General features: G+C 39.7%; 30 protein-coding genes. 4 read left to right on the top strand and 26 right to left on the bottom strand.

All coding sequences use genetic code 11. The annotated features are described in order from the left end of the window. Positions 1-24: 24 nt before the first annotated feature. From tolB to JG734_RS03370, 21 genes are all read right to left on the bottom strand, one after another. On the bottom strand, positions 25-1,281 hold the full coding sequence (tolB, locus tag JG734_RS03470; protein WP_201333640.1) for a Tol-Pal system protein TolB: 1,257 nt from the start codon (positions 1,279-1,281) through the stop codon (positions 25-27). A gap of 43 nt (positions 1,282-1,324) precedes the next feature. Then, the gene (locus tag JG734_RS03465) at positions 1,325-2,026 is read right to left on the bottom strand and encodes a TonB C-terminal domain-containing protein (protein ID WP_201333639.1); all 702 of its coding nucleotides are present in this window, start codon (positions 2,024-2,026) and stop codon (positions 1,325-1,327) included. After that, entirely contained in the window at positions 2,019-2,408 is a 390-nt protein-coding gene (locus JG734_RS03460) for a biopolymer transporter ExbD (RefSeq protein ID WP_201333638.1), read from the bottom strand. Before JG734_RS03460 ends, JG734_RS03465 begins: the two co-directional genes overlap by 8 nt. Next, positions 2,408-2,968, bottom strand: coding sequence for a MotA/TolQ/ExbB proton channel family protein (locus JG734_RS03455; RefSeq protein WP_201333637.1), 561 nt, complete (start codon positions 2,966-2,968; stop codon positions 2,408-2,410). The genes JG734_RS03460 and JG734_RS03455 overlap by 1 nt, the downstream gene beginning before the upstream one ends. Then, positions 2,969-3,358 (bottom strand): ATP synthase F1 subunit epsilon, encoded by a 390-nt coding sequence (atpC, locus tag JG734_RS03450; protein ID WP_201333636.1) that lies wholly within the window; start codon positions 3,356-3,358, stop codon positions 2,969-2,971. Between the two features lie 29 nt (positions 3,359-3,387). Beyond that, a complete protein-coding gene (atpD, locus tag JG734_RS03445; RefSeq protein ID WP_201333635.1) occupies positions 3,388-4,803 on the bottom strand; it encodes a F0F1 ATP synthase subunit beta in 1,416 nt (471 codons plus the stop codon). Positions 4,804-4,819: 16 nt separating this feature from the next. Beyond that, a complete protein-coding gene (gene atpG / locus JG734_RS03440) occupies positions 4,820-5,704 on the bottom strand; it encodes an ATP synthase F1 subunit gamma (RefSeq protein ID WP_201333634.1) in 885 nt (294 codons plus the stop codon). A gap of 10 nt (positions 5,705-5,714) precedes the next feature. Next, positions 5,715-7,232, bottom strand: a complete 1,518-nt coding sequence (gene atpA, locus JG734_RS03435) for a F0F1 ATP synthase subunit alpha (protein ID WP_201333633.1) — start codon at positions 7,230-7,232, stop codon at positions 5,715-5,717. Between the two features lie 12 nt (positions 7,233-7,244). Beyond that, entirely contained in the window at positions 7,245-7,772 is a 528-nt protein-coding gene (locus JG734_RS03430; protein ID WP_201333632.1) for a F0F1 ATP synthase subunit delta, read from the bottom strand. A gap of 1 nt (position 7,773) precedes the next feature. After that, the gene (locus tag JG734_RS03425; protein WP_201333631.1) at positions 7,774-8,292 is read right to left on the bottom strand and encodes a F0F1 ATP synthase subunit B; all 519 of its coding nucleotides are present in this window, start codon (positions 8,290-8,292) and stop codon (positions 7,774-7,776) included. Between the two features lie 10 nt (positions 8,293-8,302). Next, positions 8,303-8,725, bottom strand: a complete 423-nt coding sequence (locus tag JG734_RS03420) for a hypothetical protein (protein WP_201333630.1) — start codon at positions 8,723-8,725, stop codon at positions 8,303-8,305. Between the two features lie 72 nt (positions 8,726-8,797). Beyond that, positions 8,798-9,631: a ParB/RepB/Spo0J family partition protein gene (locus JG734_RS03415; protein WP_201333629.1), complete on the bottom strand. Its 834-nt coding sequence runs from the start codon at positions 9,629-9,631 to the stop codon at positions 8,798-8,800. Then, positions 9,624-10,415: a ParA family protein gene (locus tag JG734_RS03410; protein WP_201333628.1), complete on the bottom strand. Its 792-nt coding sequence runs from the start codon at positions 10,413-10,415 to the stop codon at positions 9,624-9,626. Before JG734_RS03410 ends, JG734_RS03415 begins: the two co-directional genes overlap by 8 nt. Then, positions 10,412-11,041, bottom strand: coding sequence for a biotin--[acetyl-CoA-carboxylase] ligase (locus tag JG734_RS03405; protein ID WP_201333627.1), 630 nt, complete (start codon positions 11,039-11,041; stop codon positions 10,412-10,414). Before JG734_RS03405 ends, JG734_RS03410 begins: the two co-directional genes overlap by 4 nt. Beyond that, on the bottom strand, positions 11,022-11,930 hold the full coding sequence (fmt, locus tag JG734_RS03400) for a methionyl-tRNA formyltransferase (protein WP_201333626.1): 909 nt from the start codon (positions 11,928-11,930) through the stop codon (positions 11,022-11,024). Before fmt ends, JG734_RS03405 begins: the two co-directional genes overlap by 20 nt. A 1-nt stretch (position 11,931) precedes the next feature. Beyond that, a complete protein-coding gene (locus tag JG734_RS03395) occupies positions 11,932-12,876 on the bottom strand; it encodes a tRNA pseudouridine(13) synthase TruD (RefSeq protein ID WP_201333625.1) in 945 nt (314 codons plus the stop codon). Then, entirely contained in the window at positions 12,861-13,631 is a 771-nt protein-coding gene (gene proB, locus JG734_RS03390) for a glutamate 5-kinase (RefSeq protein ID WP_201333624.1), read from the bottom strand. The genes JG734_RS03395 and proB overlap by 16 nt, the downstream gene beginning before the upstream one ends. Next, positions 13,624-14,715: a GTPase ObgE gene (gene obgE / locus JG734_RS03385; protein ID WP_201333623.1), complete on the bottom strand. Its 1,092-nt coding sequence runs from the start codon at positions 14,713-14,715 to the stop codon at positions 13,624-13,626. The genes proB and obgE overlap by 8 nt, the downstream gene beginning before the upstream one ends. Before the next feature lie 65 nt (positions 14,716-14,780). Further along, positions 14,781-15,038: a 50S ribosomal protein L27 gene (rpmA, locus tag JG734_RS03380; RefSeq protein ID WP_201333622.1), complete on the bottom strand. Its 258-nt coding sequence runs from the start codon at positions 15,036-15,038 to the stop codon at positions 14,781-14,783. A 12-nt stretch (positions 15,039-15,050) separates the two neighbouring features. Next, positions 15,051-15,359 carry a 50S ribosomal protein L21 gene (rplU, locus tag JG734_RS03375; protein WP_201333621.1) on the bottom strand — a complete coding sequence of 103 codons (309 nt, stop codon included), beginning with the start codon at positions 15,357-15,359 and terminating at the stop codon, positions 15,051-15,053. 62 nt (positions 15,360-15,421) lie between these two features. Continuing rightward, a complete protein-coding gene (locus JG734_RS03370) occupies positions 15,422-15,799 on the bottom strand; it encodes a RidA family protein (protein WP_201333620.1) in 378 nt (125 codons plus the stop codon). A 52-nt stretch (positions 15,800-15,851) separates the two neighbouring features. Between JG734_RS03370 and JG734_RS03365 the strand changes: the two genes are divergently transcribed. From JG734_RS03365 to JG734_RS03355, 3 genes are read left to right on the top strand one after another with little or no spacing between them, the layout of a single operon-like run. Continuing rightward, entirely contained in the window at positions 15,852-17,051 is a 1,200-nt protein-coding gene (locus JG734_RS03365) for a M20 family metallopeptidase (protein WP_201333619.1), read from the top strand. Next, positions 17,041-18,516, top strand: a complete 1,476-nt coding sequence (locus JG734_RS03360) for a GNAT family N-acetyltransferase (RefSeq protein ID WP_201333618.1) — start codon at positions 17,041-17,043, stop codon at positions 18,514-18,516. The genes JG734_RS03365 and JG734_RS03360 overlap by 11 nt, the downstream gene beginning before the upstream one ends. A 46-nt stretch (positions 18,517-18,562) precedes the next feature. Then, positions 18,563-19,396 (top strand): DUF2231 domain-containing protein, encoded by an 834-nt coding sequence (locus tag JG734_RS03355; RefSeq protein ID WP_201333617.1) that lies wholly within the window; start codon positions 18,563-18,565, stop codon positions 19,394-19,396. 18 nt (positions 19,397-19,414) lie between these two features. On the opposite strand, the gene dapE is transcribed toward JG734_RS03355, so the two are convergent. Genes dapE through JG734_RS03340 form a run of 3 tightly spaced genes read right to left on the bottom strand, consistent with a single transcriptional unit; the run spans position 19,415 to position 21,385 of the window. Further along, positions 19,415-20,509, bottom strand: coding sequence for a succinyl-diaminopimelate desuccinylase (dapE, locus tag JG734_RS03350; RefSeq protein WP_201333616.1), 1,095 nt, complete (start codon positions 20,507-20,509; stop codon positions 19,415-19,417). Then, on the bottom strand, positions 20,496-21,047 hold the full coding sequence (locus JG734_RS03345) for a YqiA/YcfP family alpha/beta fold hydrolase (RefSeq protein WP_201333615.1): 552 nt from the start codon (positions 21,045-21,047) through the stop codon (positions 20,496-20,498). The genes dapE and JG734_RS03345 overlap by 14 nt, the downstream gene beginning before the upstream one ends. Next, the gene (locus JG734_RS03340) at positions 21,047-21,385 is read right to left on the bottom strand and encodes a hypothetical protein (protein WP_201333614.1); all 339 of its coding nucleotides are present in this window, start codon (positions 21,383-21,385) and stop codon (positions 21,047-21,049) included. The genes JG734_RS03345 and JG734_RS03340 overlap by 1 nt, the downstream gene beginning before the upstream one ends. A gap of 59 nt (positions 21,386-21,444) precedes the next feature. On the opposite strand from JG734_RS03340, the gene JG734_RS03335 reads away from it, so the two are divergent. After that, complete coding sequence (locus JG734_RS03335; RefSeq protein ID WP_201333613.1) at positions 21,445-21,636, top strand: hypothetical protein; 192 nt, start codon at positions 21,445-21,447, stop codon at positions 21,634-21,636. Here JG734_RS03335 and JG734_RS03330 read toward each other — a convergent pair. Together JG734_RS03330 and JG734_RS03325 are read right to left on the bottom strand one after the other, a co-directional pair. Beyond that, positions 21,627-21,956, bottom strand: a complete 330-nt coding sequence (locus JG734_RS03330; protein WP_201333612.1) for a co-chaperone YbbN — start codon at positions 21,954-21,956, stop codon at positions 21,627-21,629. The two genes, JG734_RS03335 and JG734_RS03330, sit on opposite strands and share 10 nt — an antisense overlap. Beyond that, complete coding sequence (locus tag JG734_RS03325; RefSeq protein WP_201333611.1) at positions 21,949-24,105, bottom strand: IGHMBP2 family helicase; 2,157 nt, start codon at positions 24,103-24,105, stop codon at positions 21,949-21,951. The genes JG734_RS03330 and JG734_RS03325 overlap by 8 nt, the downstream gene beginning before the upstream one ends. Between the last annotated feature and the right edge of the window lie 28 nt (positions 24,106-24,133).

Raw genomic sequence — 24,133 nt, 5'->3', positions numbered from 1 at the left:
TACATCCTTTCTATGTGGTTAATTTTACCAATCAAGTGATTGAATTTTTCCAACTTGTAACGGATAGATATATGCCTTGTTGTAACGCAAGCGTATGATACCTAGACCGCTTTGTCTTCCAAACTCCTTTATATACATGATTGTTTCACCATCAATACCAAATCGGGGGAAGATATTGACTCCATTTGCTGTGAGTCTACGAATATAGTCACTTTTTGTAGATGCGAGATAGAGATTGAAAGTGTTACGTCCAAAAGCATTGTCTGTCTCACGACTTGAGTAGACTACATAGTCACCAAATGCGGAGCAAGCACTGTTATTGCGACCATGATAGACAACTCTCTCTACAGCTCTCGCACCTATGCGTTTAGAAAAAATTGTAGGGTATCCAAGTCTATCTGAAACGAAAACCACTTTGTGCTCATTTTCTATATAGTTGCCGTTGACATCAATACCTGGATAGCGAGTCACACGGTGTAGTTGTTTGGTTACAAGATTATATTCATAGATATCTGGCTGCATCTTTGGTGCCATTGTGAGAAGAAGTTTTGATCCATCATCACTTACATCTGAGCATACTAACATGCCTGGTGAAGAGATGATTTTTTGGCGTGTACCTTTATAGATATTGACTCTATAAAGTGTTGGCTCATTCTCGAATGCCGTATAATAGAAGCTATCTTGCTTAGCATTCGCCCATTTAGGAAAGAGGTTGAGCCCTCCTCGCACTACTGTTTTTTGATATGTAAGAGTGTAATCACTTATAACTATATCAGCATGCTTTGGTTTGGTATATTTGCTAAATATGACAAATCTCTTGAGAAAGCTCACATCTGGAAAACCAGCAGCGTTATTGATATCTACTATGATTGCATGAGCCAAAAAGGGATAGCGTTCTCGGTCAGTTATACTGTAGCTTTTAGTAAGTATCTCTTTACCATTTTTAAGATCCATATAGCGAATATCAGCACGAAGTTTGCCAAAATCGTCATTATAGAGTTTATAGCGTAGAAGATAGTTTTTGTTTTGATATGTTTTATAAGCAATTGGAGCAGCAAAATCAGCAAGGTGTTTTTGATTGTCCACATTAAAGTGAGCTGTTACTTCTAGATCACCTACTAAAAGTTTAAAAAACTTTGCATCAATGCGCGAATTTATATCAGTAGATGAGTCCTCTATGACAATTGCGGGTCTCTCTCCCACATCTTTTACAATTTCTAGTGTCAAATCGAGGGAAAATGCATAGAGTGTAAATAAAGCTAATAATAAAATTTTTCTCATCTATTCCCTTTAAACCATTTTGGGTGATTTTAACATAAAAAAGTTACTCTTTTGCTTCAAAAAACACAACTATCTCTCTTTTTTCTTTTGGAATCGGGAATTCTCGCTGCTTGAGCCTCTCAAGATACTCTTTAAGCTCGCTATTAAATATCTCGTTTTGGGAACTTTGCAATATTTTGTAGTCAAAATTCCCATATTTATCTATTATGACCAAAACTTTGGCTCTACTCCCAGCGCTCTCTTTTGATGGTAGCCACAGTCCATAGAGTATTTTATAGACTTTTTGTAAATAGGGATCTTTTTTTCCCTTTACAGCCTTCACAGAATGGTGTGAAAGTGTTGGTAACTGTTCAGTATCGAGTTTTTTGAGAAGCTCTTGCGCTTTCTTGCCACCTTTTCCTTTGAAGCGACTCGGTTTTTGAGCGCTCTTTTTTGGCTCTTTGGCTTTTGTTTTTTGATCTATCTTGAGTGAAGCAAACAACGATTTGATATCAGGAGCTTTGATTTTAGGGCTTTGTGATCCGGTAGCACTCTTTGAACCGCTCTTTTTTGGCAGTTTTACTGGAATAATTTTTTGCACCTTTTTGGGCTCTTCAAGTACTACCACATCAATAGCTTTTCCCTTTATTTCGATTCTTTGCGGCTTTGATACTTGAAAAAAAAGCGTTAAACCTAAAATTAATAATAATAAGTAGAGTAGCAGCGAGAGTAAAAATGAGAGAAGTTTTAAGAGTAGCCTATCCATTGGTAATGAGTGATACCTTTGAAAATCCAGCCTCTTTTATGACTTTGAGCACATACATCACCTCACCATAACTAAGCGCCTTGTCTGCACTTATATAAACAGGGGTTCTCCTATCAATACTTCGTGCATAGAGTAAGAAACTGTCTGCAAAATTTTTAAAATCGTAGCGGTTTTTTCCAATATAGATAATCTTATCTTTTGTAATTTTAAGATTAATATTTTTGATTTTTTTATAGGCTTTAGTGCGAGAGCCTTGAGGGAGATTAATATCTTCTTGATAAACGATTGCTGGCGTAGCCACCATGAGAATGGCCAAGAGAACCAGCATAACATCAACAAGAGGCGTGATATTGAGTTCAGGTTTTTCATCCCAATCAAACATCATCGTCCAAGTAAAAGGTCTAGCTGCATCTTTACAAATGATACAAGTTCAAATGCTTTGCGTTTTAGAATGAGGTGATACGTATATGAAAAAATAGCTACAAATATCCCAGCAGCAGTTGCTATAAGAGCCTCACCAATAGAAGCTGAAATTGAAGCGAGACTTGCTTTGGTACTTCCCATGATATAAAATGTCTCCAAGATAGAAACAACAGTTCCTAAAAGACCTATGAAAGGAGAAGTTGATGCTGCAATAGAGAGGAATGTAAGCCCTTTTGTACTCTCATTGGTAATCTTAAAGATACAATACTCCCCCGTCTGCTCATTGATTCTATTTTGGAGGCATCTATGCAAAAATGAGTTGAGTGCTGGCTTTTTATTACCCATTTGGATAGTGTGCAAAGAGTGAGCTTCATTGCGTTTTTGAAGTGATAAAATAATATAGCGATAGAGAAATATCCAATTAACTATTATGAAATACAACGATAGCACGCCAAGAACGGCTATCGTTATATAGTTACTGTTTTGTAGATAATCGACTAAAAGATCGAACTGTTTCATCTATATAAGTTTTGCAGCTTTTTCGATTTTTGCCTCTACTACGCCAAGGAGTGCATTTGAATCACTTGATTCTTTGATAAGCTCTTTGGCTTCTTCGATTTTCTTCGCAATTTCGCTCTCAGTTGCTCCAGCCAATGGGATAGCACCCTCAACCAAAGCTACCGCTTTATTTTCATCAACTTTTACGTGTCCCCAGTTGATAACAATCGACTCTTTCTTCCCGTCAGGAAGTTCGATCTCTATCACACCAGGTTTTAGCAGAGACAGCAAAGAGGCATGACCTGGCAAAACACCAAACTCACCCTCTTCACCAGGAAATGTTACGCTCTTGACATCTTGATCGAATATCAATCCTTCAGGCGTAACTATTTCTAGTCTGAGTGTATCCATTTACTACCCTTTTGAAGCATTGCTTCGATTTATTTTGCTTTTTCTTTAAGCTTTTCTGCTTTTTCTAGCGCCTCGTCCATATTACCTACCATATAGAATGCTGCTTCTGGTAGGTCATCATATTTACCTTCAAGGAGTCCCTTGAATCCTTCAATAGTCTCTTGAAGAGTTACATAGCGTCCAGGACTTCCTGTGAAAACTTCAGCAACGAAGAATGGTTGAGAGAGGAATCTCTCGATCTTTCTTGCACGCTCAACTGTAAGTTTATCCTCTTCTGAGAGCTCATCCATACCAAGAATCGCAATGATATCTTGCAAATCTTTATATCTTTGCAGTACCTCTTGGACTCCGCGAGCTACTTGATAGTGCTCTTCACCAACAATATTTGGATCGAGCATTCTAGATGTAGAATCGAGTGGGTCTACTGCTGGATAGATACCTTTCTCTGCAATTCTACGGTTAAGAACTGTTGTTGCGTCAAGGTGAGCAAAAACTGATGCAGGAGCAGGGTCGGTCAAGTCGTCTGCCGGAACATAGACTGCTTGGATAGATGTAATTGAACCCTTCTTCGTAGATGTAATACGCTCTTGAAGTCTACCCATCTCACTAGCAAGTGTTGGCTGATAACCAACAGCTGATGGAATACGTCCAAGAAGTGCCGACATCTCAGCACCTGCTTGTGCATAGCGGAAAATGTTATCGATAAACATTAAAACATCAAGTCCCATCTCATCACGGAAATATTCCGCCATTGTAAGACCAGTAAGTGCAATTCTATTTCTTGCTCCAGGAGGCTCGTTCATCTGACCATAGCACAGAGCAACTTTATCCAAAACGTTTGACTCTTTCATCTCGTAGTATAGGTCATTCCCCTCTCTTGTTCTCTCACCAACACCTGCAAAAACAGAATAACCAGAGTGTTTGAAAGCAACGTTGTGGATAAGCTCCATGATAATAACTGTCTTACCAACACCAGCACCACCAAAGAGACCTGTTTTACCACCCTTTTTATATGGAGCAAGCAAATCAACAACTTTGATACCGGTTTCAAATATCTCCTCTTTTGTACTTTGCTCTTCAAAAGGAGGTGCACTTCTGTGGATTGACCAGTAAGTTTTTGCTTCTAGCGGTTCTCCCTCATCGATTGTCTCACCGATAACATTAAAGATTCTTCCAAGAACCTCTTCTCCCACTGGTACTTTGATTGGACTTCCGGTTGCCTCTACCTCTTGGCCACGAACGAGGCCATCAGTCATGTCCATAGCAATTGTGCGGACACGATTGTCACCAAGGTGCGCAGCAACTTCTAAAACAAGTCTCTTTTTTGTACCTTCTACATCTAATGTCAGCTCAAGAGCTTCATTGATAGCAGGTAGATAGTCTTCAAAATCCACGTCTACGACGGGACCCATAACTTGAACGATAGTTCCCTTTTTATTAGACATTACCCTTCTCCTTTTTTTATTTCATTGCTTCCATACCACTGATAATCTCGGTAAGCTCAGTGGTGATAGATTCTTGTCTTGCTTTGTTATAAGAAATAGTAAGAGAATCAACCATCTCTTTTGCATTCTTGGTCGCTGCATCCATAGCCTGCATACGTGCACTATGCTCTGCTGCTAGTGAATCAATAAGTGCATAGTAGATATTGAACTCGATATATTTATTGATAAGAGATTCAAGTACCTTCTCACCCTCATCTGGTTCGAGTTCAATCATAGACTTCACCTCTTTTTGTTCAAACTTGCTTACATCAATTGGTAAGAGGTTGATCTTTTTCATCTCCTGAGTAATCATATTTTTATAACCATTATGAACGAGAATTACACGATCAACTTTTCCATTGAGAAAGTCATCTACACTCTTTTTGATCACCTCTGCACCCTTTTCATAGCTTGGTGCAGAACTAAGGCCTACGATCTCATCTTCAAGATCATACCCTTGGAATTTGAAGTACTCTATACCCTTTTTTCCGATAGCGCGCAAACGAACCTTCGCACCTTTTTGTATATATTCTTCATACAGCGCTTTTACAGTTTTGATTGTGTGATAGTTAAATCCACCACACAAGCCTTTGTCTGCAGTGATAAAAATAATATCAACCAAACCTTCAACTGCAGGCTCTTCAAAAAAGCGCCCTTTGATGCCACCTACTTTATATGCACGTATTGCAGTTGCAATCTCAGCCAAAGTATTGTTGATGGCATCTTCATAAAATTTTGCTCTTTTGGCGACCTCTTCAGCACGTCGAAGTTTCGCGGTAGAGACCAGCTTCATTGCACGAGTGGTCTTTTGCGTATTCTTGACGCTACCTATCTTTCTTTTTATATCTTTTAAGTTTGCCATCTAACTATCCTTATTCGGCACTAAATGTTGCCTTGAACTCTTCTATCGCCTTATTGAGAAGTTCTTTAATCTCATCATCAAGAGCTTTTCTCTCTTTAATAAGTTCAAAAATTTGTGGATACTTAGCCTCTATGAAACTATAGAGTTCATATTCAAATTTGTTGATCGCATTTACAGGTATATCATCCAAGAAGCCATTTGCACCAGCATAGATAATAGTCACCTGTCTCTCAACAGGAAGTGGTGAGTATGGAGGCTGCTTGAGAATTTCAACCATTCTTTGACCACGCTCAAGCTGCTTGCGGCTTGCTTCATCCAAATCACTTGCAAATTGAGCGAATGCTTCAAGCTCGCGATATTGTGCAAGATCGAGTCTGAGTGTACCTGCAACTTGCTTCATCGCCTTGATCTGCGCTGCACCACCAACGCGTGATACAGAGATACCAACATTAATTGCAGGTCTGATACCAGCATTGAAGAGGTCTGACTCGAGGAAGATCTGTCCATCAGTAATAGAGATAACGTTTGTTGGAATGTACGCTGAAACGTCACCTGCTTGTGTCTCAATGATAGGAAGTGCAGTTAAACTTCCTGCACCAAGTTTGTCATTGAGTTTTGCTGCGCGTTCAAGAAGTCTTGAGTGTATATAGAAAACATCCCCAGGATATGCTTCACGTCCAGGAGGTCTACGAAGAATCAATGACATTTCACGATATGCCACAGCATGCTTGCTCAAATCATCATAAACAATAAGTGCATGCTTTGCATTGTCTCTGAAGTATTCACCCATCGTACAGCCTGTATATGCTGCCAAGAATTGGAGTGCAGCTGGCTCACTTGCACCTGCATTGACTACAATAGTATAGTCCATAGCACCTGTCTCTTCAAGTTTTTTTACAACTTGTGCGACAGTTGATTGCTTCTGGCCAATTGCTACATAGATACAGATAACATCTTGACCTTTTTGATTGATAATTGTGTCTATTGCAACAGTAGTTTTCCCTGTCTGTCTGTCACCAATGATAAGCTCACGCTGTCCTCTACCAATTGGCACAAGTGCATCGATTGCTTTGATACCTGTTTGGAGTGGCTCATGGACAGATTTTCTCGCCATAATGCCAGGAGCTTTTTCCTCAACATAGCGATACTCTGTAGCATCGATAGGACCTTTTCCATCGATTGGCTCACCGATTGCGTTTACAACGCGACCAACAAGTCCTTCACCTACAGGAACTTTGAGAAGTTTTCCAAGTCTTTTGACACTACTTCCCTCTCTGATTCCTTCACCGCGTCCTAGAACAACGACACCAACATCAGTCTCTTCGAGGTTGAGAGCCATACCCTTGTCGCCATTTTCAAATTCAAGCATTTCGCCCGCCATTACATTGTTGAGGCCATATACTTTTGCAACACCATCGGCAAAAGAGATAACTTTACCGATCTCATCTACATCGATTTTTAGTTCGAAATCCTCAATTCTCTGTTTTATGATTGAGCTGATTTCATCTGCTTGTAGTTTTTGTGCCACATTTACTCCTTTCTATATTGCTTGAAGAATATTTTCTATAAGTTGTTTTTTGATTTTTGATTTTGAAAAGTCGATTTCGACACCTGCTGTCTCAACTTCCACCTTTAAACCATCATATGCATCATCTACCTTTTCAATCTCTACATCTGCACCAACTCTTTTTGCCAAAGCTTGTGCAAGCTTTTGTAGCTCTTCTTGTGAGAGCTCATATGAGGAGTAGAGTTTTGCAATGTACTTTTTCTCTAGCTTTGCAATAGTATCTTGCAACTCTTTTGCAAGAGATGGTATGATAGAGAATCTATTCTTTTGTGCAAGTATTTTGATAAAATTTTCGAGCTTCTTGTTGCCTTTTACTGCATCAAGCAAAAATGATAGCTTTACATCACTCTTTACTTCTGGTGAAGTGAGTGTCTCTTTGATTTTTCTCTCTTTAAAGAGGTTTGCAAGAGTTGTGAAGAACTCTTCATAAGCCTTGAGCTCTTCTAGGCTCGATACTTCAACCAGTGCTTTGATATATCTTTTTGCAATCAACTCTTCCATATTACGCCACCTTCTTTACTATCAAATTCACAAACTTCTCTTTGTCAATTTCGAGAGTCTTATCATCAAGCATCTCTTCTAGTACCTCTTTGACAATAGTGCGGACACGTTTACGCTTTTCTAGTTCGATATTCTCTTCGAAACTCTTCTCTAACGTTGCAACCTCTTGCTCGCCCTGTTTTTTAAGTTCAGCTGTGAGAAGTTCGATCTCTTTTTTGACAGTTTCAGTGATCTCTTGCGCAAGCTCTTTCGCTTTTGCAAGTTCTGCCTCAGCCTTTTGCTTATCCTCTTTAGCCTGCTTGAGTTTTACCTGTACCTCTTCAAGCTGTGCAGCAATTGTTGCACTACGATTTTTGAAGAAGTTTTTGATTGGCTCTGCAGCAAGATAGTATAAAATCGCTACAAAAATGAGGAAGTTGATCGTACGGGGAACGATGTCAGTACCACCCTCAGCATGTCCACTAGATGCAAAGAGCAGTGAACCGCTTAGCAGCAGCATAATTACCAGTCTTATACTCACACCCTCTCCTTTACAGTTGATTAAATTTTGCTTTGAGTGCCTCTTTGAGGAGCGGCATTTGCGAGATCAGTGCATTTTTGATCTGCTCTTCTTCTTGTGCAATCTCAGCGAGGAACTCTTCATATCTCTTTTCTAGTTCAGCTCTTTTGCTAGCAACCTGTTCACCGATCTCTTTTTTGAGAGCATCAAGTTTCTCTTGCTTCTCTTTTGCTGCTTTTGTGCGCGCTTCAGCAATAATAGCTTGCGCCTCTTGAAGCAGTTTTTGCGACTCATCTTCATTTGAGACTGCATTTTCTAGATCTCTTTTAATGCTCTCATCTCGCTGCTGCATAAAAGCTAGAAGTGGCTTATACACCCAGCTATTGAGAAGAATGAGGAGCACAAAAAAGACCACAGCGGTCAATACCAGTAAACCTAAGCTGATATCAAGCATGCTTCTCCCTTATTAATTTTGAAGAGATTTTATCATAAGAAACTATAAAGAACTTTAAACTAAAACAGCAAGTTATGATAACAATTGCTTCAATTTATCGATATCCTCTTGGGATGCAAAATGTATTGTTACCTTATTTTTGGAGCTTTTTACATCAAAACCAAAGGATTGGAGGAGTTTTTTTAGCTCTTGAAGCTTGAGATCTGGCTGTTGCGCTCTATCACTTTTTGTAACACCTTTTTTCTTAGTACTTACAAGTTTTTCTGCATCACGAACACTCAGTTTTTGGCCAGCAATTGAATCGACAAGAAGCTTTTGCTCCTCTTCATCAACTCCCACAAGCACTTTTGCATGTCCAGCAGTTATCTTACCCTCTTGCAAAGCTCTCTTTGCATAGTCGCTAAGTTGTAGCAAACGCAGTGTATTTGTAATGTGTACGCGACTCTTCTTGACTATATCTGCAAGCTCCTCGTGCGTAATTCCATACTCTTCGATAAGCTCTTTGTAGCTATAAGCTAAATCGAGAGGATGGAGATTTTCTCTTTGGATATTTTCTATGAGGGCAAATTCTCTGTAGCGACCTTTATCAATGGAAGCAACTATTGCTTTAATCTTTTTAAGTCCTGCAAGCTTACTGGCTCGTAGTCTTCGCTCACCAGCTATGAGCATATACCCATCGATATCCTCAATGACGATGATAGGCTGTAAAAGTCCATGGGTTTTGATCGAATCAGCAAGCTCTTCTAATGCATCTTTGTCAAAGTGTCTACGCGGCTGATAAGGGTTGCGTCTAATAGCATCGATATCGAGCTCTACTACCTCTTCATTTGGTACTTCATTCTCATAAGCTTGTGCAACTTCACCCAAAATTGCGCCAAGACCACGACCAAGGCTCTTTTTAGCCATTCTGTGATCCTAGGATAGTTTTGGCTAGCGTCTTATAGGCAATTGCTCCGGTAGAGTTCTTGTCATACTCAATCACTGGCTTTCCAAAACTTGGACTCTCAGCAAGCTTTACATTGCGTGGTACCACGATATAGGCTGAACTCTCTTTGTCGATGAAGAGCTTATCGTTAAAATGGTGGGTAAGATCAGCAAGTACCTGTTTTGAAAGATTATTTTGGCGGCTAAACATTGTAGGTAAGAAACCTTTGATTTTGAGATTAGGATTGATAGTTTTGCGAATGAGTCTGATGGTATTAAGCAGCTGTGCAAGACCCTCGAGCGCAAAAAACTCGCACTGAATAGGAATGATTACTGAGTGGGCTGCACTAAGAGCATTGATAGTCATTGGCCCCAAAGCTGGTGGAGAATCAATAATAACATAGTCAAACTCTCCTTCAACCTCGCTAATAGCCTCTTTGAGGAGGAGTTCACGCTTTTTATCATTTGTATAGTACTCTTTTTCAATTCCCACAAGTCCAATATTTGATGGAGCCAGAAAGAGTTTATCGATATCTGTTTTTAAAATGATTTGAGAGAGTTTTTTAGAGCCAATCATTACATGGTAGATATTAAATTCATAATCAGTTCTACTATATCCCAGGCTCGTCGTGGCATTTGCCTGGGGATCAGCATCGATGAGTAAAACATTCTTTCCCTCTTTTGCCAGTGATGCTGCTAGGTTTACTGCTGTAGTGGTCTTCCCAACTCCACCTTTTTGATTGGCTATCGCGATTATCTCTTTCATCGTAGACTATAAATCCTTTCATTATTTATAACAAGAGCGCCATCTTCGGCGAGGCGTGCATGAGATAAAGAGATTTTTTTCTCCCCGACATGGGTAAAAAATTTTTTGCTTTTGTAGAATTCTAACTGATATTTGCTAAAAATTTCCTTCCATGAAATTTTTTTCTCTAGCAGACCAAAATATTCAGCAAGTACCTTTTTATCATCAATTTCAATATCTAACTTCCCAAAATTCGCAGGTGCAATTTTTGTATTAAGTCCAATTCCGCAGATGTAGAAATTTTCTACTTTATTCGTCACACATCCACCAATTTTTTTGCTTTCAATATAAAAATCGTTTGGCCATTTGATCCACACATTTGATCCATGATTTTTTAAAACTATCTTTAAAATATAGCTCAAATAGATTGCAATTGAGGTGTTTGGAAGATCTTTTGGAAGATCTTGGATCGCAAAGGAGAGGAAGAAGTTTCCCTGCAAACCTATCCACTGATTATTGCGCGAGCCTACTCCTCCTGTTTGATTATTTGTAAAATATGCAATAGGTGGCTTTGCTTTGCCACACTTTATATCTTTGATGAGCTGCTTTTGCGTTGAGTCTATTGCATCAAAGTAGATAATCTCCAACTTTCAGCCTTTTTCCTCGAATATAATCAATTGCGCTCATCTCTTTTTTTGATGGTGGTTGCACCCGCTCAATTTTGAGTGAGCCTTGCAAACATCCTACAATAACTGCTTCATCTTCAATCTCTAAAATCTCTCCTGCATTATGTTTTTGGGTAGTCTCTACAAGATGTATCTCTTTGAGCTTCAAACCACTCTCCAGATAAACTCCTGGCCATACTATAAATGCACGGTAGCGGTTATAGACCTCCAGCGCATTAACAAATTTAACAAGACCATCACTCTTTTTTATCTTTTTGCAGTAGCTTGCATCCACATCCTCTTGGGCAATTGGCAAGATAGAAGAGAAGTTTCGCAAAATCACAGGTGTGAGCTCTTTTGCTAGAAGAGAGAGTTTTTCAAAGAGTGTTATTGCAGTATCTTCAATGGTTATATCACATACACTGTAGCCTAGTATCGCTCCGGTATCGAGTCCCTCATCCATGAGCATAGCTGTAACACCAGTGGTAGTATCGCCATGGAGTAGAGCACTTTGAATTGGGCTTGCTCCTCTATATTTTGGCAAAAGAGAAGCATGCAAATTGATACATGGTGCAATTTCTAAAACCTCTCTTGGCAATAGCATCCCATAGGCTGCCACGACAATAAAATCAGGTGAAAGACTGCGAAGCTCTTCGATGATTTTTTCATCTTTGAGGGTTGGTGGCTGCATAATCTTAAGAGAGAGTCCACGATCGAGCACAAACTTTTTCGTATGGGGAGGTGTGAGGATCTGCTTGCGTCCAACGGGCTTATCTGGTTGAGTCACAAGTGCAACTACTTCAAAAGAATCAAGCAGTCCTTCCAAAATTTTTGTAGCATAATCGGGAGTTCCCATGAAGACAATACGCATACTATATCCCTTCAGCTGTCAATTCTTTGCCAGCTAAGTTTTCTAGCAAAATAGTAGCATAGCTTCCTTTTGGTAAAGTAAAGTGCAAGGTAACTCTCTTGCCACGCTTTGTAACTTCTACATCTTTGGGGAAAAAGAGTGCTGGGCGTCTATCACCACGAAATGGAAGTGGCTCATCGTAATGTTTTTCTATCTCTCGTGCCTTGCCTCTAGCTCGAAATGCACCTTTGCCAGGCAAGAGACCTGTCACTATCCATGATCTATCATTTACAATCTCTTTGGAAGTAATGTAGCGCCCATCCTTTACATAGACATCTCCTGGCAGTTGCAAAAAAGTATCACTACTCAACTTTACTCTATAAATGAGCCATCTATTAAAAAGATCGCTTTGATAAATTGAAGCGAGAAGTTTTTGCAATCTTTTATTCTTTGTAAAGTATTCACCCTCTATGAAATCTTTGGCTTGTTGCAAGCTCTCTTTCCCAAAGCGCTGGTAACCAAAGTAGTTAGGAACGCCATATTGTTCCAAAAGAGAAAGGGCCTCTTGCAATCTTGTATACTCATTTACATTATAGATATGTATCCGAAATCTATTGCCTGCTAAATCACCCATTTTCAGAGGTTTTTTGGTTTTTTCGATAGAGAGTATCTCGATTTTTAAATGTTTGAATCTTCTTAGTTGCTTATAGCACTTCTCATCAAGAGTTAAATACTGGATAGTTGTTGCATTTTTGTCTTTAAGACCTGCATACCCCACTTTGCAGTTGCAGTAGTTTGCAAAAATATCAAAGAGCTGCCAAGAAGAGAGATTTTCTTTTTTTACTTTGACTAAAAGAAATCTCCCTTTTTGGCTAGATGCAATGAGAGGTATCTCTTCAACAAAAAAGTCAGCGCTGTTTTGTTTGAACTTAAATGAAAGATGAGGAGAGTTTAGGTATTGACGCATGGCAAGAAGAGCGTTCCACCTGTGTGATTGTTATGCAGCAAAAACTCCCTTGCATCCTTAAGATCAAAACCGCTTGCCAAAAAGACTAGCTTTCCGCGCTCCAATAGAAACTGCGCAGCTTTGAGTTTAGTCACTATTCCACCTGTAGCAAAATTGTAGTTTGGATTGCATTCAGTCTCAAGAAGCTCCTGTGGAATCTCATTGACAACTTTTAAAAGCTTCGCATCACTATGTTTTTTTGGATCTTTGTCATAAAGACCCGCAATATCGCTCAAAATCGCAAGCATATCAGCATCAAAATAGTAGGCTACATGTGCTGAGAGTTGATCATTGTCTCCAAAAACAAGCTCTTCAGTTGCCGTCACATCGTTTTCGTTGATAATTGGAATAACTCTATTTTCCAAAAGCACTTCAATAGCATTTTTCGCATGGGCCGTGCGCTTTCTGCTATCAAAATCATCAGCACTGAGTAACACCTGTGCCACATTGATACCATACTTTTCAAACTTCTTTTGGTAGCTGCGCATAAGAAGTGGCTGCCCTATTGCTGCGAGAGCCTGTTTGTTGGGCAGGTAGGATTTATCGAGCTTGATTTTTGTATAGCCTGCTGCTACTGCACCGCTACTGACAAGGATGACTTGATGATCTTTTTGCAATTCACTCAAAAACTCAACCAAATTGCTCATGCGCTCTTTTGCAAGACGGTTATTTTCTGTTAAGACTGCACTGCCAACTTTTACAACGATTCTATTCACTGCGTGCCTTTTTGACTAGGTCATAGAGAGCATATTTTAGCGGTTCTATGTTTATTTTGGCAACTGCACTGATACCAAAGACAAAGTAAGGATTTTTTGGTTCATACTCTTCAAGCTCTTGCAAATAGAAGTGGTAGCGCTCATCAAGTCCGTATCTATTATTCGAAGTTGGTGAGAGTTTTATTGCTTCTAAAAATGCATCAATTCTTGCATTTGCTTCATCAAGTTCTAATGAATCGATCTTTGTTAGTGCAATGGCGTAGTCTCTTTTGGCTAGCTCTTCACTAAAATTAGCAAGCTCCTTTTGCAGTGTCTTAAACTGCGTTACTGGATCGCGATAGCTTGTAATATCGATCATATACAGGAGCGACTTTGTGCGCTCGATATGCTTAAGAAACTGTAGTCCAAGACCTTTGCCCTCACTTGCACCTCCGATGATCCCAGGAATATCAGCCATGACAAAGCTTTCAAATTCACTTACTCGCACCACTCCTAGCTTTGGTGTAAGCGTTGTAAACTCATAGTTTGCAACTTCTGGTTTTGCATTGGAGATAGTAGAGATGAGGGTAGATTTGCCCACATTTGGAAAGCCTACAAGTCCTACATCAGCTATGAGTTTGAGCTCGAGTCTTATCTGGCGAGTTTTTCCTGGAAGCCCTGGCTGTGCATAAGTTGGGCGCTGGTTTGAAGCTGATTTGAAATGCCAGTTGCCCTTACCACCTTTGCCACCTTCTAAGAAAAGAACCTTCTGCCCATCTTCTACAAGATCCAAAAGAAGCTCATTTGTCTTGGCATCAAACACTTGAGTACCTGGAGGAACTATGAGAATGAGATCTTCACCCTTTTTCCCATGTTTCTTTCGTCCCTCTCCAGGACGTCCATTTTGTGCTTTGAGAACCTTTTTGCCCTTATAGTGAGCGAGCGTGTGGGTATTTTTGTCTACAAGAAAATAGACATTGCCTCCGTCTCCTCCATCACCACCATCAGGACCACCTTTTGGTACAAACTTTTCACGGCGAAAACTAACAGCCCCTTGGCCGCCTTTGCCTGAGTGTACAGTGAGTTCTACACTGTCGATAAACATTGTGATTCCTTACTAGTTATTGAGGGAAGAGAGGATGCTTCTACTCTTGGGCAAAAGCCCAAAAGTTATTCGGCAGGATATACAGAGACTTTTTGGCGAGTTTTGTCGTATCTTTCAAATTTTACATAGCCATCGATAAGAGCAAAGATAGTATGATCTTTACCAATACCTACGTTGTTGCCTGGATGAACTTTTGTTCCTCTTTGGCGAATGATAATATTTCCAGCTCTTACAAACTCACCACCAAATTTTTTGACACCTAATCTACGTCCCGCACTATCACGGTTGTTCTGTGTACTCCCCTGACCTTTCTTGTGAGCCATTTCTTCTCCTTCTTATGCGTTAATAGCAGTAATTTTGACGCGAGTAAAGTCTCTTCTAAAGCCTCTTTTTACTTTCGAGTCTTTTCTACGTCTCTTTTTGAAAATGATTACTTTTTTGCCGCGACCTTCATTGATCACTTCGCCTTCTACTACAGCACCCTCTACAAATGGTGTACCTACTTTAAGTTCACCATCGTTGATAGCAAGCACTTCTTTAAATTCAACTTTTGATTTAGGATCTAAACCCATCTTATCAAAGTAGATGATATCGCCCTCTTGCACTTTATATTGTCTGCCACCATTTTTTATAATCGCATACATGCTCTGTCCTTGCCTAAACTTTTTTGGTTCGCAATATTACCAAAATTAGCTTTAAGAGAACTTTAAACTTTAGCAATAGCATCAATTTCTACCAACGCACCTTTTGGAAGCGTCTTCACTGCTACTGTGCTGCGTGCTGGTTTATGAGATCCAAAGTAGCTCTCATAGATTGCATTTACTTTTGCAAAGTCATCCATATTGGCAAGAAATATAGTAGTTTTCACTACATTTTCCAAATCTGCACCAGCAGCTTGTAAAATACTACGAAGGTTTTTGAGTACTTGATGCGCCTGTGTCTCCACATCCTCACGTAATAGTGAATCATCTCCATCAGGCCTCAGAGCAATCTGACCTGAAGTAAAGAGAAGATTATCTATTTTTACAGCTTGCGAATATGGACCAATTGCAGCTGGAGCATTGCTGGTATGGACAATTTGCATTTTATTTCCTTTTTAGTTTTTTAGGATTATCATAGAAAAAAAAGGCTTTAAAATGGATAAAGAGAGCTTAAAGCAAGAACTCTTTAAAACTATCGATTCTCTCAAAGATAAAGTGATAAAAGTTAGACGCGATATTCACCAGCACCCTGAACTTTCGGGACAAGAGGTGCGCACAAAATACCTCGTCAAAGGGATTTTGGAAATCGAAGGGTATGAAATCAAAGAGTTTGAGGATCATAATGGTCTGGTAGCTGATCTTGTAGTAGATGAGAAGAAGCCTTTTGTGGCGATAAGAGCAGATATGGATGCACTGCCTATCGAAGAGAAAACCGGTAAACCCTATGCTTCACAGGTCAAAGGTGTAATGCATGCTTGCGGGCATGATGCCCATACTGCAATTGCTGTGGGTGCAGCTATCGCTTTTGCAGGGGCAAAAGAAAAACTTCCAGGCAATATCCGCTTCATTTTTCAGCCAGCTGAAGAGATCAACGAGGGTGGAAGTGAGGAGCTTATCCGCGATGGAGCCTTGGAAAATGTCAAAGCTATCTTTGGACTTCATGTCTATCCCTATCTCATGACTGGTCAGATCGGATACAAATATGGAGTGATGATGGCGAGTGCCGATATTTTCACAGTCGAGGTTTTTGGCAAAAGTGCTCATGGTGCAAGACCGCATGAAGGAGTTGATGCAATTCTCACTGCAGCAATGTGTGTCAACTCGCTTAATCATATCATCTCTCGCCGCATAGACCCTCTCCATCCAGCAGTTATTAGCCTAGGAACTATTGAGGGAGGAACAGCACCAAATATTATCTGTGATCATGTCAAACTTACTGGAACTGTGCGCACAGTCAATGAGCAGATCCGTAAAAAGATTCCGGCAATGATGGAAGATAGCATCAAAGGGATCACTCACTCCATGGGAGCAAAATATAAGTTTGATTATGAGTTTGGACAGCCTGAACTTATCAATGATGATAAAATGGTGGATATCTTAGTTCAAGAGGCACAAAAGATCTTGGGCAAAGAGAATGTCATAGATCTCAAAGATCCAGTAATGGGTGGTGAAGATTTTAGCCGCTATCTCCAAATAGTCCCTGGAGCTTTTTTTCGTCTTGGCGTGTGCAATCCACAAAAGCACACATGCGTATCCCAGCACAATCCAAAGTTTGACATAGATGAAGATGCATTGCCAATTGGTATGAAGGTGCTCAGTGCCGTTGCATTAGAGGTCATGAACAATGAAAAATAGATTCACTATTAAGCTTTACAATGATCTATCATTTTGGAAGCCTGTGCGCAGTTTCTATGAAGAGCTCTGTACACTTGTAGATTTTCCAGTCAAAGAGAGGCTAGAGCTAGCAGACGCGTTCTATGAGCTCTTTGAAAATGCGGTCGTCCATGCATATGAAGGTGAAGACGGAGAGATCAAAATTACTTTTGAGATTTTTGAAAATGGCATGAAGATAGATGTGCATGACTTTGGGATTCCGATCGATCCAAAAATCGTTCAGAGTGTCCCTCTCAATCTTAAAGAGAAGCAAAAGGGGCTCAATAGGGTCTACCAACTTGTAGATGGTTTGAAATTTCACAATCTTGGACTCAAAGGCAAGAAATTCTCCATTCTCAAACTCCTTCCGGTTCAACTACGTCTTAAAAATGAGAGTGGGTTTTATAGCGATATAGGTGATGATTTTGACAAAGATGCAAAAGAGATCTTGCGAGAGCGCTTGCAAGTAAGAACATTCAAAGAAGGAGATGAAGTCTGGATTCCAAAGCTTATATATAAAAACTATGGTTATACATATTTTAAAGATACCTTCTACTATCCAGAAAAGATTTTACAAAAGGAAAGAGATGGCCAAATTCTCTCAGTAGTTGCACAAGTAGACCAAAAAGTTGTAGGACATTTTGCACTTGTGAGAGTGCCAAACTCCAATATCGCCGAGATTGGCATCGCAGTGGTTGATCCAGCCTTTAAGGGTATGGGGATTATGAAAGAGATGTTTGCTCTGCTATTGCAAAAAGCTCAGGAAATTGGACTCGATGCACTCTTTGGCGAAGCAATCACTTTCCATCCCTACTCCCAGCGTGCAAATGCTCGCTATGGCTTTAAAACAAGTGCACTTTTGCTAGGGGAGGTACACCATATGGTAAAACTCAAAGACCACAAATACCCCTTTAGCCAAAATAGAGGCGCTGTAGCAGTGGAGTATAAGATTTTTAAAAAGTATCAACCAGCACTTTCAATTCCAAATAGGTATAGAGATATCATTCAAAAAACATATGCGCTGCAAAATATTGCATTTACCACTACAGATCCCCAGCAAAGTGCAAAAAATCGCATCACAATAGAGCCAAATGATACTTTCAAAATAGCTACAATTGTCATAGACACTGTAGCAAAAGAGTTCAAAAAGACACTACAACGTGCCTTTGAAGATGCAATTGCCCTCCATCCTGATATGATCTATGCAGATATCAATCTTCATAAATGTACCAATATCGATGCTGTTGTGGATGAGCTTCGTTCTTTTGGATTTTTCTATGCTGGAGTTCTCTTTTTAAGAAGAAGAGATTGCGACTATCTGCGCATGCAATTTGAAGCAAGCAAAAATATCGAAGAGCAAAATATTGTCTGCTATAGTAACTTTTGCAAAGAGCTCCATCACTATATCTTGCACGATAAAGATACAATTTATAAGCAACTCTCATAATTTTTTATGATACAATCAAAAAAAACTTCAATAAAAAGGATTACTCATGGATGCACTCGTTCAACTCCTAGACGCAATCAAGCTTCCTTTTGCTCTTCCAATACACCTCCACCCGCCAATCGTACATTTTGCGATAGCTTTGCCTGTGATTGCACTCTTATTAGAGATTAGCAATATCTTTCTTAAAAGACGATGCATTGGTGTCATCTCATCTTTACTGCTGCTTCTTGCACTCTTTATCTATTTTGCAGCCTTTTTGACAGGGAAAACTGATGGAAAAGAAGCTTTTTCGCTGCTCAGTGAACAAGGACAGGCTGAACTTAAAGAGCATAAACTCTTAGGTATCTATCTTGTCTATGGAATTGGCCTTGTCTTTATTCTCAAACTCATCATCAGTGCCATCAATAAGATGGCTGCGAAAATATTCTTTGTGGTAATGCTTGCACTATTTGTAGGATTTGTCCTCAAGCAAGGAAAAGATGGTGGAGAACTTGTCTATACATATGGAGCTAACGTAAAGGCTGTCAGTGATATGGATGATAAGATCATGGATCTTGAAGATGAGATTTATAGCTGTAAGCAAGATCTACAAAAGTGTCAAGATGAGTTAAAAAAATCTCAAGAAGCAGCTCCTGCAAAACAAGAATCAAAAGCTCCAGCTGCTACTTCAGTACCAGAGGAGCAAGCACCACAAGCTCCAGCAACAACAGAACAAACACCACAAGCTCCAGCAGCAAAGTCTCCAGCAACAAATACCGAAGAGAACGGTTCCAATGAACAAAATAACTCAAGTATAGAACAAAAAGCACAAGAGGTTATCAATCAGATTAAAGGAAGCGCACAAGAAGTGCAGCAGCAAGTTACAATTCCTACACACTAATCAAGCCTATTGGCTTGATTAGAAGCTCTCTATCACCTCTTGAAAGACTTTATATAGTCCTATCACTTCATCTTTGTGTATTCGCTCATTTGGAGCATGAATAGTATCGTTTTTGACACCAAACTCAATAGTTTTTACTCCATATGCTGCCAAAAATCTCGCATCACTTGTTCCACCAGCAGTGGAGTGGCGAGGAGTGATACCTGTCACTTTTTGAATTGCTCTATCGATGACTTTTACAATCTTTGCATTGGGATCAGTGATGAAAGGCTTAGCTGACTCATTGAGCGTGAGCGTATAGTTCATCCCATCAAAATACTTATGGACAAAGCGTTCGATATCGCGCATAGTGGTTTTTGTATTGTTACGCACATTGAACATCATCTTCAATTTTCCAGGTGTGACATTTGTCACTTCCATACCAGCTCTTATATCAGTTATAACAAATTTACTCGGTGCAAAATATTCATCCCCACTATCTAAGTCTACTCCAGCCATATGTGGCAGCACTTGAGCTACTTTATGTATAGGATTGATAGCTTTTTCTGGATATGCAGCGTGTCCTTGTTTGCCAATTTTTTCTATGATACCATTGATTGAACCGCGTCTTCCTATCTTTATAGCATCACCGAAAACCGCTTCACATGTGGGCTCACCCACAACCGCATAGTCTGGTATGAGCTTCATGCGCTCCATCTCAGCTAGCGCATACTTTGTCCCCCATTTTGCATCACCCTCTTCATCGCTTGTAAGCAAAATAGAAAGCGTTCCGTTGAAATTTTCAGCCTCTTTGACTGCTTGGACAAATGCTGCTATACCACTCTTCATGTCCTGAGCACCCCGTGCATAGATATAGCCATCCTTTTCAACTGGCTCAAAGGGATCCGTCTCCCACCCTTCACCAGGAGGTACTACATCCACATGCCCAGCAAAACAGAGATGCTCACCCTCTCCAAACTTTTTATACATCAAGAGGTTCTTTACACCATTTTTATTAAACCACAATGCGTGAAAATCTGGCAGATACTCACGAATAAAATCTAAACTCCCTGCATCATCTGGAGTGATGCTAGGGAATGAGAGAAGTTTTTTAAAAAGTTCAACGACCTCCATGTCCCTCCCTGAAATGTTTGATCATAAAAAGATAGTCATCTATATTTTCAAAGCGGTGATTGCCTCCATATTCCACAATGCGCCGCTGATTTGCATACTTTTCCAAAGCAACTTTGTAATCTAACACCTCATCACCAGTTTGCAAAAGAACCAAGAAGAGATTTTTACGCAAGTTATTCGTATCATGCTGCATAAGCTCTTTGATATACTCCTCTTTCCATGCGAACTTCTCCCCATCACAAAAGCGTTTCTGTATTCCAATGTATGGTTTGAGAGTGTGATAGGGTCTTGTAGAGGGGTTAATAAGCACAGATTTAATAGTAAATTTTTGCGCTAAATACGTCGCATAGTATCCACCCAAGGATGATCCTACAAGCATATCGACTGGATTTTTCTCAATTATGTGCTGTAAAAGCTTCATAGCTTCAATGGGACGCGGCGGCAGATCTGGGGCTATTACATCTTTAAAAAACTCTTGTAAAGTGCGAGACTTGTTCCCCCATCCACAGCTTTTAAATCCATGAATATAAAGAATCATTATGGATGCTCGTAAAAAAGATACTGCGTAGCATAATCACTGAATTCAAAATAGATCTTTTTACGCTTCTCCTCTTTTTGCAATACACCATCGAGATTTGCATCAAGATACCCATAGCCATAGCGATAAGGTCTTGGCCTGTTATCATCTGTCCCATAAGCAGTAGAAATTTTATCGATTCCCATGATTCTCTTAACCACTTTTCCTCCACTATAAATTTCTAGTACCCCATTTGTTCCAGTCCAATTCACAATCGCACGTCCAAGTTTATTTTGTGTCTCTTGCGTACACCCAACGAATAAAAGTGCTATAATCGAAAAAAGAAAAATATTTTTCATTGTAATCCCTTCTTTTCCATTTTGGAATAAATTATAACACAAGTAAACAAGGAGAATAGATGGGAGGTTGGACATGTTCACACCAAATTGGCGAATTTTGTGATCTGCTCAAAAAACCTTGTAATCCCGGCGATAAGGGATGTACACTTTATGGTAAGGCACTATTTAGTGATCCAAAATCTCCATCCAATGAAGCTTTGAAACGAAGAGAAGAGATTGCCAAAAAGCGCAAAGAGCGTGGCTATGAATAGTAAAGATCATACACCTTTTGGACTCTTTGCGCTAAAAGCTCAAGACTTACATTGCGCCCTTCACGCAAAAACTCTTTACCATCAAAAAAGAGCAAAATCGCCGGAGCACTGAGGATATTGAATCTACCAGCAAGCTCTGGGACTTTTGCAATATCAGTTTTAAAGAGCTTGATTTTAGGAAAAGCTGATTGGAAAAGCTCCTCAATTTTTGGGCGTAGAGTCACGCAAACATTACAGTTTGGTGCACTTACATATAAGAGCATACCTTCATTTTGCTGGAGAGCTGCTTCTACCTCTGCAATACTTTTAAGTTCAATCATTATAGCTCCTTATTTTGCCATTTTTAGCTATATAGTCTAAAAAATCTCTATATGTTTGATCATGTTGTAGTGTTTGCGAATCCCCAATGCATATGAGTTTTCTCTTGGCTCTTGTAATCGCCACATTAAGCCTTCGAAGATCTTTTAAAAAACCGATATTTCCATTTGGGTTGGAGCGCACAAAGCTGATAATAACAATCTCCTTTTCTCTTCCCTGAAATCCATCTACGCTCTTAATCTCTACAATTTTATCTTCTAAATCAAGCTCTTTTTTGATTCTTTTGACTTGTGCTACATAAGGGCTTATTACTCCAATATCTTCTGGTTTAGCATCCCTCGCCAATAGCTCAAGAACTAATTCTTTGACAATAGCTGCTTCATAGGGGTTTTCATAGCTCGTACTTCGATCAGGGAGTACCTCACTTGTCTCACTCCCCTTGGTATCTACAAACACCAACGGCTCTTCATCTAAAATATCTGGAAATTTCGCTGATGGCTTTAGTCCCAAATCTTTGATAGTATGATTTTTCACTTTCTCATCTGCTATGAGCTTCCCATCATAAAATTTCTCATTGGAAAATCCCATTATCTTTTCATGCATACGATACTGCACCTGCAGCATACTAGAGTTTTGCGTAAATTTTGTAATAAGCTCTTCAAAGAGTGATTTTTTAAGTTCATCATTGTCACTCACGACAGTGGCTGGAAGCTGCTTGTGATCACCTGCGATGATAAACCGATGAGCGTGCATGATAGGAATGAGCGTAGAAGCTATAATTTGTTGGCTTCCCTCATCTATCACAGCTACATCAAAATCCTCATCTTTTAAAATCTCACTCATAATCATACCGTTGGTAGAAAGCACTACATCTGCTTCATGGATGATCTTTTTATATATCTGCTCCTCTTCAAAACGAAGATTCTTCACAAGAGTATCGATCTTTCTATCAAGTTTGATCCATTTTGCCATAGACTGCATAGTCGCTGCACTCACTCCTCTTTGACTCTTCCCATGAGCAGCTAAAGTCAAAATCCTCTCATGACTCATACCCCTAGTCCTTGCTTGCGTAGGCTTTGAAAACTTATCGCGCTCTTTGACCAAAAAGCCAATCTCCTCCCACCCTTTTTTAATAGCCTCAGCTTCGAGTGATTTTTCATATTTTGCATGGATACTAAACTCTTCAAGTTCATAGAGAATCCTAGCAGGGTGACCGATGCGCACCAGCGAGAGATCATGCTTGGCTAATCGCTGGAGCATATTATCTACTGCAGTGTTGGAATCTGCAGTAGCAAGAACTTTATTACCTCTTTTTACCTCTTGCAAGATAAGCTCTATGAGAGTAGATGTTTTGCCGGTTCCAGGAGGACCGTGTATCAAAAAGACTTCACTTCCAAGTGATTTTGCTACTGCAGTCTTTTGCGAATTATTTAGTCTCGTAATTGGCTCAATAGCGTGTTCATTCGGTATTTTCGGTTCAAATATTCCCAAAGCAATATTGCGCAATACACGTTTTTGACCTGTCGCATGACGAAGATTTTGCAAATTTTCTTCCATACGTTTAAAAGTTACATCATTAATATAGAGATCTATACGTATATCACCTCTATAGACCCATTTTGGAGGACGCTGTTCAAAGGCAACGGTGATAAAATTTTTGCGTATCTCACTCACAGTTCCGGTTGTATCACTTTTGAGTGGTTCACCTCGTGAAATCAAAACAATATCTCCGGAACTAATCTCTGTATCTATAATTTTGCTACGGCCAAATTTTACAAAATAGAGGTTGAGGCGGCTTGGCATCTTTTGCCCTCGAAGCCCCAAAATAGCTCTGCCATAAATCTCGCGTTCAACTCCACTCATACTTTTGATCTCACCGATAGTCGTCTCAATCTCAGCACGACGCTCCTGATCGATTAGATATGTCTGGCGGGATACAAACTCATCTACATAGATAATCTCTTGCTCCTCTTGATGCGAAGGAAAGAGTGACTTATCTAATCTGGTCTTGACACGCTTTTTGAGACACAGTAGTGTTTTGCCATTGGCGTAGTATCTCTTTTTGATATCGCTTAGTTTGATTTTGTATCGCTTGAGGGCTTTTTGGAGTTCGATACCTTCATAGAGTTTTGGTAAAATGAAGCAAGCCAAGACAACCTCTTTTTTCTTGAAAGTTTAA

The sequence above is a fragment of the Nitratiruptor sp. YY09-18 genome, assembly GCF_016593235.1.
Classification (GTDB): domain Bacteria; phylum Campylobacterota; class Campylobacteria; order Campylobacterales; family Nitratiruptoraceae; genus Nitratiruptor.
This window is presented reverse-complemented; position numbering and strand designations above follow the sequence as displayed.